Consider the following 11,553-nt stretch of genomic DNA (forward strand, 5'->3'; position numbering starts at 1 on the left):
ACCACTTTGCATAACATGCTCTTCAAAATGGCATTTCTCAAGCATTTTGAAGAACAGGGAAAGACCACCAAAAGGTGTTATTTCCTTATTTACAAACTTTATGTCACAGTTTCGCATCGGAGTATATCCTTTTTTTCGTGGTAAAGTTAGTAAATATTTATAAATCAAGCATATACAAAGCTGTTTTTCTAATGGCGGTCATTAGAAAATGACAAGAAACTTTTTCTAATGACCGATTTGGGATAAATCCCAAAGACCTCTGCCACCAGTTGGCGGAGGTCTTTGTTTATTTTGCAGTGTAATTTGAAAAGAAGTAGTAATATGGTTGACTTACATGATTACGACATTGAACTCATCGAGAGAGAGATTCTATGGAAATACAACGACAATCGGCACGATTATTCCGATTGCGACTGCCTGTTATCCTTGCGTAAGAGCATGATAAATAAGAGAGTGCTGGCTCACCAAGAGGATATTCTACCAGACATCATCGCCTTTAACGATGCTCTGAGAGACGCACTGAAGGATATGTACGACAGGGCTTATAGTATCTGGGGCAGCATCAAAGAAAACGCCTGGGGGGATGATATGGAGGTTACAGCTAAATGCTTCCTCTCCTATGACTATCCAGAACTTCACCCCTTGCAAGGTGAAGAACGCGAAGAACTTTGGGGCGCAATCTGTGACAGAGGTTGGAACCCATTATATGATGATGGTGTTACGCTGCCAACGCTAACCCTGCCAAGGGACATCAATGAGGACTTTGACACTTTTATCGGTATGGACTGCCCACCGCCTAATTGGAATGAGGGGCTTGATAGAGAACTGACGAAAGACTTGCACCTAATCAGTGCATTTCACAACCTCTTTGACCACATGAACTTCGCTATCACTGACTTCATATATGTACAGAAGTTTGAGACTGAGATTAACATAGAAATCAACAAAAAGGTTTGATATGACATTCAAGGAACTTTTAGACTGCGTACGGTATGAGGATGTGGCTCCTCATATTGTCAGGATGTACCCAGACATGAGGCAAAGTCTTGGCTGGTACAAAATCCATATTGACATGCTGCGTCTGTTACAACCAGTTTTCCATGAGGATGCCAATGACAAGGTGTGTCACATAACCATGGAAGACTGGGAGGACGGTAGCGGACTGCATCTTAACGCTTATCCGATGGAGGGTGACTTGTGGGAGCACTCGCTTACCAAAGAGTTGATAGTAGCACTAGACGTAAAAGCAACCAAAGAAGAACTGGCTGCTTGTTGCTTGTGGCATACATCTTTCTATGGATTCGTTGAAAAACATGTAAAAGAACGCTTCAGAACCGAAGATTTGGACTTAGATACGTTAAACAGATGGGACGATAGCTTGTACTATAAAGCAAAAGCTTTACAGAATTTCAGTATAATACGAGAACATGGTGGCTTCATACCGACCATAAGACAACTATCCAAGTCGAAGAAAGCAGAGCTTATCAAACAAGCGAAGGACTCTATGTTCTTGGGTAGCACTCCCATGAACAGAATAAAACGGAAGAAACATTTTAGAATAGAGTTCTTGGAACACTACTATGAGCGAATGTCCGTTATCAGTGATTTTATAGTTCAAGCCATACCGGCATTGAAAGGTGTCAGAAACTATATACTCGTTGAACAACTCTGTGAGCTTTTCCATTCTGAGTTGTTCTGTACTGAGGAAATCATGTCGTATGCCTCTAATGGTAAAAGTGGCGCAAAGTATCTATACGAGTTGTTTACATCGTATGACATGATACCAAAGATGGACGGCATCGTTGTCCGTCTTGTCACAGGAACAGAGCATGAAGTTCTGACGGAAGACGAGATTCTTTTATGCAATCTGTTGGCAGAAGGACGCAAGTATGGCGACCTCATCCTTGACTATGACCCTGCACTTGGTAATCAAGTGGTCATCAGTTATGCTGCATACAATTCCAATAACCCATTAGTAAAATAACTACTATATGGAAACAGCAATAGAACAATTAAGAAAGCTCGTCATAGAAGGGAAAGAGAGCATTCCCAATCTTGGAGTCAGAACATTTACCTTGTTACAGGAACTCACTTTTATTGAGAATAGGAAGCAGGTCGATTACTTCTTGGCGATGCACCGATACGTGAAAGAACTAACGTCTATGCCTGATGCACTTATCGGACCAGGCCACAGATGGATGACCGCTTCGCATGTTTGTCATGCACTTGGAATTACTAACATTTGCCTTGGAAGTATCAGCCTTACACCGATAGACTTTTGGGGCGATGAAGATAGTGATACGACGATGGACATTGAGGTTGATGAAGATACCTATGACTGGGCATATTTCAAGGCTACAGAAGTATTCGGGTATGACAATGTTGCCCGCACATCAGACATAGACAACATTCAGAGTGAAGAAGAAATCAATACGTTTCGTGGATATAGGAAGAAGCAGAAAGGCTATTCTATAGTTGTCTGTCCTGATGGTGTAGCAGAACATTATAAGGTTTATGAAGTGGAAGGAGATGACGGATTAGATACGCTTTGCATTGACGGTGATGTTGAGCCGACAGACAACATACATATATTCAGATTTAACGTCATCCGCTCAGATACGCTGACTCGCATCAAGCGCATTCAACATGAAATCGTCAAGGCTGGCAAGGTATGTCCAGACATGTATCATCGTGGAAGTGCAAACATTCTGTATTATTCAAATGGTTATCAGACATTGTTTGATGAAGAAGACAGAAGCATTCCTTTCTTTGGTGACAAGTTGGCAAAGGAAATGGCTGAGATACTTTTCGGTAAGATAACTTCTATGGAAGACCTGCTTACCATTACTGCCCTATACAGTGCACGGCTGATTTACGAAATTCACGTCCATAACATTGAAGACTATAAGAAGAAGCACGGTGTAGTACGGCTATTTGACAAATGGCGATTCCCATACGGATTCCTATATAGAGAGGATGTCTGCTGGTTCATGACGGGCTGGATAGGTATGACTTGGAAAGAGTCAGCAAGGATTGTTCAGCTGATGTCTGGCCAGAACCCACTTGAAGCGGAATGCCTTAAACATGTTTATCTGCATCGGGGAATGGATAACGGCTTTAGGGAGGACGAGCTAAATCATATCTGGAGTTCACTCTTTGACAGGGCAACCAAGAGACCTTTGCCAAGCATGGCACACTTTGTCGGTTCGATGTATCAGTATGCTTTCCTTGCCATGCTAAAGAAAGACTTCCCAGAAGAGTATCAATCAATAAAAGGATAGATGATTATGGAAGAACAGAAATGCATGATAGGGCCAGAATACATGAGACCCGTTTTTGCCCTCATTGACGAAAAAGTTACAATAGAAGAAGAGCACAGACAGGTTAAACGCTGCATCATGGATGTGCTCAACGCTCCTAAGGGTCTTGCGAGCATCGATGTTAACGATGTGAGAGACCTGTTTCAGGAAGGTGGAGAAATTCATGCCTTTGATGTTTCTGTAGATGCCTTAATGGCAAACAGAATGAATCTGATGATGGTCGAAATAACAAGAAATTCCACACATCTTGAACCATTCAATCATGCTCTAGTGTTTTTCTTCTTTCCCGAAGAACAGCCTTTACGGATGGATGAGCTACAACCGTTTAGCGACTGGATTGAGTCTATAACAGGAGAGTTTTTGATTAAGTGGGGTATGGCACCCCAATCTAAACAAGAACTTCGAGCAATTGTGTTATTACAATAATAGAAATGGAATATGGCAAAACTGAGAAATAAGGACTCTACCGAGAACTGGAGCCACAAGAACGACTATCCCATTGAAGAGGTTTGGAATACGTACCATACTTTGGCTCGGTTAATCGTTCCACGCTTACAGGCTTTTAAGGCACTAGAGAAACATGGCTATTGTCCCGACTTCAAAGGTATGCGCGAGTGGAACTGTGCTATTCAAAAGATGATTGACGCTTTTGAGTTGATGAAGTATGCAAATACATATTCGGAAGATGAAAAAAGGACAATCGAGCAAGGTCTTGATTTGTTCCGAAAGCATTTTTTTAATTTATGGGATTAAAAGATTCTGAAGTATCACTATACAAGCTGAAAGAAATGAAAGACAATAAGGAACTATTTACAGATGAAGATGATATGATCCTGTTTTGGACACAAAAAAAGACCTACAGAATTTTATCTGAGTCACTTACTTGATTTGAACTTTGTATATCATGATAATAAAGAAGAGAACGTCAAAGATTTAAACGATCTCATTCAGGCAATAGAAAAGTATCGAGACTCACTGTAGTCTCACAGTATTCACATTAAAACAAATGTATTATGGCACTCTGGAGAATTGTTGTCAAGAACAGCGGTAACGCTGCTTGCAAGAACAAGAGACAACGCCTTGAAAAAGGTATGTTCATCGAAACAAGCACAACATCCACGACACCGCCAATAGGTGTTACTCGCGAGCAGCCGATGTTGGCTCAGCTTTTCATGAACAAGTATGGCATTGAGATTGATTCACACCACATGAATCGGTCGTATTTCGACTGTGACAAGATTGGGTGATGACTTTAAGCAGAGGACAACGTATTTGACTCTGTTCAAATTTACAAGAAATGGTTGCTGCGCAAAATTACAAGCAGTGACCATTTTTATTTGGTGTGCAAAGCTGGCATCCCGTTTTTACATAATCCCTTCAGACGACGTACCCATATGGTCACTTATTCCTTGATTTGTATTGGGGTGTATGAAGAACACGCAATCATATTGGGTAGTCTTATCCAATAAGATAAGCCAAGAAACCAGACAATAACGGCTTGCCTTGGAATGGCAGACTTCAATCAAGCAAAGCGAGGATGGGGTATTAGGCTGCCCCTCTTTACCGTTGAATGGCTAACGGAGCGAGCTCCGGCGTGTCGGAAACGGATTTCTGGAACCTCACGAAACTGCTGCGATTTTTAACGCTTGGGGACGCTTGCGTCTAACAGTGTTTTGAAAAAACGCTAAGCCTAATTAGTGTTAACTGTTATTAACACGATTTGGAAGGTCACCTTCTGCTACGCGGAGCAAGCTCGTTTGAAGTAAAGAAAAGTCGTTGCCATAGCATCATGCCATCAGTTTCCATTCGTGAGGATGACAGCCGCCCGAAGAGATTTCAAAGTCACTATAAACCCCATTGCTTGCAATTTTATCTGGTCAGTCTCCCAAGCCTCGAATGAAGGCAGGGGTATTAGGCTTCCCGATGCCAGAATAATCTGGAACATGGGCAAGCCCAATGCCCGAAGATTTGGAATGCAACTAACCACGTGTCGCAAATTTGTCTATACGATAAGTACAATTGTTGAACACGATTTTCCTGACCATCTCATTGAGCCTGTCGGCAATACGGTCACCATAATGCCCTCGGATTTGCTGCGGAGTGAGGTTGGTCGTGATAATGGTGAAAAGCTGCTCTTCGTAACGCTTTGTCAGCAGGTCAATGACAGGTGTATAGATGTTACCATAGTCCAATACCTCTGATGGTTCCGTGCCAAGGTCATCTATGCCAAGCATATCAACATTTATGAGTTTACGGTATGCCTCATAGTTGTTCTTGCAGAGGTACGCAATGTACTTTGCATCCACAATTCGGATTCCATACGTTCCTTCGTTGTATGGTTTGGGAATATGCAGTGTGTTCAGCAATTGTTGGAATGCTTTAAGCATTGTACTCTTGCCATTTCCACATCCACCGCACAGCAGGATGCCGAAATGGGATGATGGTGTGGTAAGCCAATGAGCCATCTCCTGAAGTTGCTTCTCCATATCTTCGTTAGAACAGAAGACACGGTGTCGATATTCCACCTCAGCCATAATTGCAGCCAACAGATAGGCATAAGCCTTATCCTCTGACATGGGTATTCTAAAACGAGCCTTCATAGGGCGACGCAGTAGCATGGATTTCTTTAATTCCTCTACGTCGATTTTGAGTGTTGTTTTCATTATTCCTTTCCCTTTCTTTGATTGAAAGATTTTTTGAATCGCCTTTTATTAAATTGTCTTTGTCTTTATCTTTTATATGTGTCAAGCCATCTGTCAACTCTACTGTCAAGTCATCCGTCCAATTTGTGAGCGTATAGGTTGACGGTAGATGACGTGATTTGCCTTCGGTGAACGAGATAAGTCTGCGCTTGACAAGATGCTCCCTTGCCGTGATGACCGTCTGTCTTGAAACACGGAGGTCATCACTTATCCTTGTAGTGGAACAGGCAAAGGGCATCTGCCAGAAACGCTTGTTGCATTCGTTCACAAGATAGGCAAACAAGGCAATCTCACTTGCTGGCATTGGCGACTTCATGGCAGAACGCCACATTTGATTCATCAAACCAATGTAATTCATATCTCTATCTGTTAATCATACCAGCAGGACTTGTTCGGCTTGCGCTTGTGCGAAGAGAGAATGGCATCGTTCTCTTCGTCTACTGTCAGCGGCACGGCATTCTTTCGGTTCGCCTCCAGCCACTTGTCAAGTTCGTCCTGATAGAGGACGTAACGTTTGCCTGGCTTGGTGGCTGGTATCGTCCCGTCACCGAGCTTCATGTACAGCGTCCCTAAAGGAATGCGTGTGTACTCAGCCGCTTCCTCCACAGTCATGGGCTTGTGACGGCTCTCGCGAACATGATGTTTCCAATTCTCTTCCTGCTGTTTGATAAGCAGTCTTTTCATACCCATTACCTCATTCCGAAGCTGGGCGATGACCTGTGGGAGGTCGTTGAATGTCAATTCATTTTGTTCCATAATTTTCACGGCCTTTGGTTAGAGACCGGGTGCAAAGGAACTGAATGAAGCATCCGTGCTGATGGAAACTTATGGTAATTCGCAAATCACTTTATAATAACTTGAAAAGGTTTGATTATCAGATGATTATTGAATGACAACAGAGAATTTCGCCAGGTATCTTCATAATATTAGCAAGTAAGCACAAATAACCCACTGCAAAAACTGTCGTATGATTCGACTGTTTTTGCAGTGGGACTAAGAAGGCAGACGAAGTTCTATATACTGGCAGGGAAAGATAGCCAGTTTTGTGAAAGGTACATGAATATAGGACCAGCCGCATCTGACAATATAAATCGGATCCGGCTGGTTGTTAACGATGAGAAGAAGGTGATTCTACTTTATGGATTGAGATATATGAAACGATATTCCGTCTTTGCCAGGCAAGTCTATATGAATTTTGTCCGATGTTGATGTGACTCTCAGGTTCTTCAAGGTGGAATTATCAAGGTCTTTGCAAAGGTCTGGGAACATGGTGCGGATGAAATTGATGCATAGTTCAACGCTGTACGGCTTCCCCCTGCCGAGTCCTAACCTTGAAGTGATGTTCCATATCAGATGGCGCACGTCAAAACTGGTTAGTGTACCTTTTAACCCGACAAACGGCTTAGGCTCGTATGCTGGGTTGATGGCAAACGACATTATTTCAGCACAGAATGTCTCCATGTCATCCTGTTTGATGAACGGAGCCATGGTATAATGAAGATATTCCACTATCTTGTCAAGCTGCTCTTTCCTATGAGCCGTTTGATTCCTGTAAAAATCATCACAACCCTGCCTGTAAAGGTCAATCATAGAGGAAGGAGTAATGATGTCTTTCGTTTCTTCTTTCATTGCCAATAGCATTTCCGGCTCCCCAGAAACGACTTCCTCATTTGGTAACTTTGATCCGGGTTGTTCTTCTGCGACAATTAATTTCTCATCCATCGCTTTGTTGGCTAATATGGATTCATAGATTTTCATTGGCACACATAGGAAGCACCATACCATAAACTCCAATAACACAGTAAAGCCTGCGAAGGAAATGTAGAAGATGCTCACATCTTGTGAGAATATACCGCTGATTATTCGTGCCGGTATGATAGCGATGAACAATACCGCTATGCTTACCAGCAAATATAGCATGGTCTTGAAGTTTATTGTAGGGAATACCGGTTCACCATTTATAACTGATGTCTTTTTCATTGTTTTTACCTTTTACTATCGTAATTACTCTTGTTTGTTGCCTACGATTGGCTCTTTCGGTGTGCAAAGTTACTTTGGTTGTTTCTGACAGCTGATGATTGTCAAAATAATCTGCTTCTTTTTAATTTTAGTTGGCTATCGAGTATGATTTTACGGCGTTTTTCATACTATAAGGATTGTAAGTCAAGAATAAACGAAAAGGTACGAAACAAAAAAAGGAGAAGCAAAGCCTCTCCCCAATGATGATACATATATTGAACAGATATAGGTAGTTATTGCCCAACGACCTTTAGTTGCGCTGTCTTCGTTGGTCTAAGAGTGATACGGTTTACCGACTCGCGTTTGCTCTCGTCCGACATGTTCGCATAGATTTGCGTGGTTGAGACGTTCTTATGACCCAACATGTGCTGGACAGTATAGACGCTCGTACCAGCATCCACTTGTAGAGAACCGAATGTATGGCGGCTACAATGGAACGAAATCTTCTTGGTGATGCCAGCGGCTTTCAGCCAGTTCTTCAAGGGTGTCTGGGTAAGTTTGTCAGTGAAACCTGTGAAGACAATGCCAGTTCCACGCTCACCAATCAGTTCCAGCGCCTCGTCACTGATGGGGTTGTTCACCAGTTCCTTTGTCTTCTGCATACGGAGTGTCACGTACATGCCTCCGTCGCTGTATGGCTGTATGTTCTCCCATGTAAGCTGCTTGATGTCACTCTTTCTCAGTCCCGTCAGACAGGCAAAGAGGAAGGCGGTCTTCAACACACGATATTCGCAAGGTGTGTTTGCCAGCCTTATAAGTTCATCCTTGGATAAATGTTCTTTCTCTGTTGGAATAGTATCAATGCGTTCCAGAAAGCCATTGGGATTCTCCATAATCTTGTGTTCCCTATAGGCGGTATGGAGTACAGCGCGGAAGGTTGACCAATAACCGGCCACACTATTTATGTGCAGTTTGTGCTCTTTGTGGATAGTTTGTGGGGCATTCAAAAGATACTCGCGGAACTTGTTGCACAAGTCAACGGTGATTTCATCGAAACGGCACTTGTTGTTGCAGAATCGGGCAAAGTGCTTATAGACGTGCTGCCACTTGCAGTTCTTCTTGTCTGCTTTCTGCTTGAAGTAGGCAAGAAAATCGCCCTTCATCTTCTCCTTGTCAAAGAAATCATATCTTTCATTTATTATAGACTCATAGCGACGACAGCGAAGGGCTTCCGCTTTCTCACGCATACGTTCATTGTAGTCCTTTTCTCGTTGGTTCTTCGGCTTGGCATAGATGTAGATGCCGAGCGATTCATGACGCATGACCTTCATCGTACTCTCATCCCTATAGCCGGGATAGTAGTCGAGATAGAAGGATAGCTGTTCACCGCCTTTGATTTTGCGTGTGCGGAGTGTCACGGTCTTGCAGATGTTACTCATAATAATACTTTTTGGATTTTCTTTTTACTGAATGCTGATGGCTGTTGCCGGCAATTCGGGTACAAAGTAACCGAATGGTGCACCCGTGATGATGAAAACTTATCGTAACTTGTGAATAATTGAGGAATAACTGGATTTTGCTCAAAATCGTGGATGTAACTTCTGTTTTCCATCGTCATTGAACCCGATAGGAACCAAATTGAGCCAGCCTCTCGGCCATTACCTTTTCAAGTTCCTCTTTGACGATGAGGTTTTGGACTCCGACTTTTATCTTGGTTATTTTCTCTTTCTTGATGATAACGCAGATATTGCTCTTGGTCATACCGTATTTCTCGGCTGCATCTGCTGTGGTGAAATAGGCATCGCTTGCTTTCAAGTCAGGACGGAAGATGTCATCAAGATGTTTCTTTGAATAATAGGTCTTGCCATATTCTCGTTTGGTGGGAATATGGCGACGGTATGCTTGGGTGCGCAATGATTCCTTGGTTGTGGAGTAGAGAGTTTCCGCCTCCTCGGTCGTGAGCCACTCTGTTAGGGCTTCTATCTCGGCAGTAACTCCGAATAGTTCATCCATGTGTTTACGGCTATAATAGTTCTTCCCCGCAATCTTGCACATAGGTATGTTGTTTCTCTTGGCTGATGTGTATAGCCATGACTTCTTAATTTTGTAAGTAGCCATAACATCCTCACCCGAGATATAGTCAAGAACTTCGTCTTGGGTAGTGGATTTTGAACAAGAGGGAGAAGAGGAGTTCTGTGTCTTGGAAGAGACAAACTTCTTGTTTCCCTTTTGTTGTGTTCCAATCAATACACGATGATAGGGATTGCCAGCAAGCATCGCCTCTATATCGGTCCTACGGATGAAGGACATTCGCGAACTGATGCGTGATGCCGGCAGTTTGTTCTCAGCAACAAGTTTGTAGATGTACTGTCGTGAACAGCCCATGAGGATGGCTGCCTTTGAAAAAGAGAGATATTCTGCGCCCTGAATATCCATGATGGGTGCGGTGGCTTTGAGGAAGTCTCGCTGACGAGCCTTTTTCTGCTGTTTGGCTTTCTCAGCACATTCTTCACTACAATACTTCTGTATTCCGCTGTTTGTGGTGAAGACCTTGCCACAGTAAGCGCATTTTCTGGTCTTTGGCATACTTGCATATTTATGGGTTCAACATTCCTTTTGTTGTACCTATCCGCAAGTAATCACAAGTAAACTATTGACAACCTTTGTCAACTTTCTCCACGATATTGCTTTACGCAAAAGCAGCTCAAAAAGATGTCAACTCTTGTAACCTGTCGTAAACCATTGTCAACTATGTTCACGATGTGACAAAAATAAAGCCTCGTAAATTCCCTGCGGTAGAAATACGTTGCAAATTTATAGGGAATTTCCGAAGCAACCAAAAACAGCCTTTGAAGTGTTAAATTCTAAAAGTATTTGTATTTCATTAGTTTAGATTTGGTTAGTTTTTGTTGTTCATGGTAGTTTCGGAGTCTCTAAATACAGAAATTGAAAACGCCGAGTCTTCAATGCTCGTCACACTGTCTGAGATGTAGATGCAGGTCAGAGATTTGCACCCGTAAAACGCCGAGCTTCCGATGCTTGTCACGCTGTCTGGTATGTTGATGCAAGTTAGTGATTCGCACCCGTCAAACGCCGAGCTTCCAATGCTTGTCACGCTGTCTGGTATGTTGATGCAGGTCAGAGATTTGCATCGGTTAAACGCCCAGTCTCCAATGCTCGTCACGCTGTCTGGGATGTTATATAATTCATCATCAGCTCTATATGCGATAATAATAGTCTTGTCAGCATTGAACAAGACATTGTTGTCATATATGAATGATTTCGATTCAATACTCAAAGAACCCTTCCAACCTGCAAATGGATTCCCTTCCATTTTGATAACGCTTTCCGGTATATTGATGCTTGTCACGCTGTCCGGTATGTTGATGCTGGCCAGCGATGTGCACCAGGAAAACGCCCTGTCGCAAATCACCTTCGTACCTTCCCTAAAATCCGCAACTATCATCCAATACACGATTAAGGGTAGATTTATGAGTCGTTAGTAGCAGCTTTCAGTAAAAAGCAACAGCACAACATCAATATGTAGCCACCATCCCCTTACCCCACGATGC

At 42.8% G+C, this 11,553-nt stretch carries 13 protein-coding genes; 6 read left to right on the plus strand and 7 right to left on the minus strand.

All coding sequences use genetic code 11. The features are described from left to right. Nucleotides 1-438 precede the first annotated feature (438 nt). The 6 genes from CIK87_RS07825 (at nt 439) to CIK87_RS07850 (ending at nt 4,567) form a co-directional block, all read left to right on the plus strand. Entirely contained in the window at nt 439-957 is a 519-nt protein-coding gene (locus tag CIK87_RS07825; protein ID WP_254046531.1) for a hypothetical protein, read from the plus strand. Between the two features lies 1 nt (nt 958). Next, nucleotides 959-1,984, plus strand: coding sequence for a DUF6557 family protein (locus tag CIK87_RS07830; RefSeq protein ID WP_094386732.1), 1,026 nt, complete (start codon nt 959-961; stop codon nt 1,982-1,984). A gap of 7 nt (nt 1,985-1,991) precedes the next feature. Then, nucleotides 1,992-3,281 carry a hypothetical protein gene (locus tag CIK87_RS07835; RefSeq protein WP_094386733.1) on the plus strand — a complete coding sequence of 430 codons (1,290 nt, stop codon included), beginning with the start codon at nt 1,992-1,994 and terminating at the stop codon, nt 3,279-3,281. A gap of 6 nt (nt 3,282-3,287) precedes the next feature. Further along, a complete protein-coding gene (locus CIK87_RS07840) occupies nt 3,288-3,746 on the plus strand; it encodes a hypothetical protein (protein WP_144007738.1) in 459 nt (152 codons plus the stop codon). 12 nt (nt 3,747-3,758) lie between these two features. After that, nucleotides 3,759-4,073 (plus strand): hypothetical protein, encoded by a 315-nt coding sequence (locus CIK87_RS07845; protein WP_094386735.1) that lies wholly within the window; start codon nt 3,759-3,761, stop codon nt 4,071-4,073. 260 nt (nt 4,074-4,333) lie between these two features. Next, nucleotides 4,334-4,567: a DUF6140 family protein gene (locus tag CIK87_RS07850; protein ID WP_094386736.1), complete on the plus strand. Its 234-nt coding sequence runs from the start codon at nt 4,334-4,336 to the stop codon at nt 4,565-4,567. Nucleotides 4,568-5,299: 732 nt separating this feature from the next. Here CIK87_RS07850 and CIK87_RS07860 read toward each other — a convergent pair. From CIK87_RS07860 to CIK87_RS07890, 7 genes are all read right to left on the minus strand, one after another. Further along, on the minus strand, nt 5,300-5,983 hold the full coding sequence (locus CIK87_RS07860; RefSeq protein WP_254046532.1) for a hypothetical protein: 684 nt from the start codon (nt 5,981-5,983) through the stop codon (nt 5,300-5,302). Then, complete coding sequence (locus CIK87_RS07865; protein ID WP_094386738.1) at nt 5,904-6,380, minus strand: hypothetical protein; 477 nt, start codon at nt 6,378-6,380, stop codon at nt 5,904-5,906. The genes CIK87_RS07860 and CIK87_RS07865 overlap by 80 nt, the downstream gene beginning before the upstream one ends. A gap of 11 nt (nt 6,381-6,391) precedes the next feature. Then, nucleotides 6,392-6,778 (minus strand): helix-turn-helix domain-containing protein, encoded by a 387-nt coding sequence (locus tag CIK87_RS07870; protein ID WP_094386739.1) that lies wholly within the window; start codon nt 6,776-6,778, stop codon nt 6,392-6,394. Nucleotides 6,779-7,153: 375 nt separating this feature from the next. After that, nucleotides 7,154-8,002, minus strand: a complete 849-nt coding sequence (locus CIK87_RS07875) for a hypothetical protein (protein WP_094386740.1) — start codon at nt 8,000-8,002, stop codon at nt 7,154-7,156. Between the two features lie 272 nt (nt 8,003-8,274). After that, the gene (locus CIK87_RS07880; protein ID WP_094386741.1) at nt 8,275-9,420 is read right to left on the minus strand and encodes a site-specific integrase; all 1,146 of its coding nucleotides are present in this window, start codon (nt 9,418-9,420) and stop codon (nt 8,275-8,277) included. 175 nt (nt 9,421-9,595) lie between these two features. Beyond that, nucleotides 9,596-10,567 (minus strand): helix-turn-helix domain-containing protein, encoded by a 972-nt coding sequence (locus CIK87_RS07885; RefSeq protein ID WP_094386742.1) that lies wholly within the window; start codon nt 10,565-10,567, stop codon nt 9,596-9,598. Nucleotides 10,568-10,880: 313 nt separating this feature from the next. After that, complete coding sequence (locus CIK87_RS07890) at nt 10,881-11,447, minus strand: leucine-rich repeat domain-containing protein (RefSeq protein ID WP_094386743.1); 567 nt, start codon at nt 11,445-11,447, stop codon at nt 10,881-10,883. Between the last annotated feature and the right edge of the window lie 106 nt (nt 11,448-11,553).

This window comes from Prevotella sp. P5-64 (assembly GCF_002251285.1).
In the GTDB taxonomy this organism is placed as follows: Bacteria; Bacteroidota; Bacteroidia; order Bacteroidales; family Bacteroidaceae; genus Prevotella.

What these genes read in the sequence shown, in the direction of transcription:
- CIK87_RS07860 (WP_254046532.1), bottom strand. Translation starts at nt 5,983, where the DNA reads ATGAAAACAACACTCAAAATCGACGTAGAGGAATTAAAGAAATCCATG.
- CIK87_RS07835 (WP_094386733.1), top strand. Translation starts at nt 1,992, where the DNA reads ATGGAAACAGCAATAGAACAATTAAGAAAGCTCGTCATAGAAGGGAAA.
- CIK87_RS07870 (WP_094386739.1), bottom strand. Translation starts at nt 6,778, where the DNA reads ATGGAACAAAATGAATTGACATTCAACGACCTCCCACAGGTCATCGCC.
- CIK87_RS07865 (WP_094386738.1), bottom strand. Translation starts at nt 6,380, where the DNA reads ATGAATTACATTGGTTTGATGAATCAAATGTGGCGTTCTGCCATGAAG.
- CIK87_RS07875 (WP_094386740.1), bottom strand. Translation starts at nt 8,002, where the DNA reads ATGAAAAAGACATCAGTTATAAATGGTGAACCGGTATTCCCTACAATA.
- CIK87_RS07890 (WP_094386743.1), bottom strand. Translation starts at nt 11,447, where the DNA reads ATGATAGTTGCGGATTTTAGGGAAGGTACGAAGGTGATTTGCGACAGG.
- CIK87_RS07845 (WP_094386735.1), top strand. Translation starts at nt 3,759, where the DNA reads ATGGCAAAACTGAGAAATAAGGACTCTACCGAGAACTGGAGCCACAAG.
- CIK87_RS07850 (WP_094386736.1), top strand. Translation starts at nt 4,334, where the DNA reads ATGGCACTCTGGAGAATTGTTGTCAAGAACAGCGGTAACGCTGCTTGC.
- CIK87_RS07880 (WP_094386741.1), bottom strand. Translation starts at nt 9,420, where the DNA reads ATGAGTAACATCTGCAAGACCGTGACACTCCGCACACGCAAAATCAAA.
- CIK87_RS07830 (WP_094386732.1), top strand. Translation starts at nt 959, where the DNA reads ATGACATTCAAGGAACTTTTAGACTGCGTACGGTATGAGGATGTGGCT.
- CIK87_RS07825 (WP_254046531.1), top strand. Translation starts at nt 439, where the DNA reads ATGATAAATAAGAGAGTGCTGGCTCACCAAGAGGATATTCTACCAGAC.
- CIK87_RS07885 (WP_094386742.1), bottom strand. Translation starts at nt 10,567, where the DNA reads ATGCCAAAGACCAGAAAATGCGCTTACTGTGGCAAGGTCTTCACCACA.
- CIK87_RS07840 (WP_144007738.1), top strand. Translation starts at nt 3,288, where the DNA reads ATGGAAGAACAGAAATGCATGATAGGGCCAGAATACATGAGACCCGTT.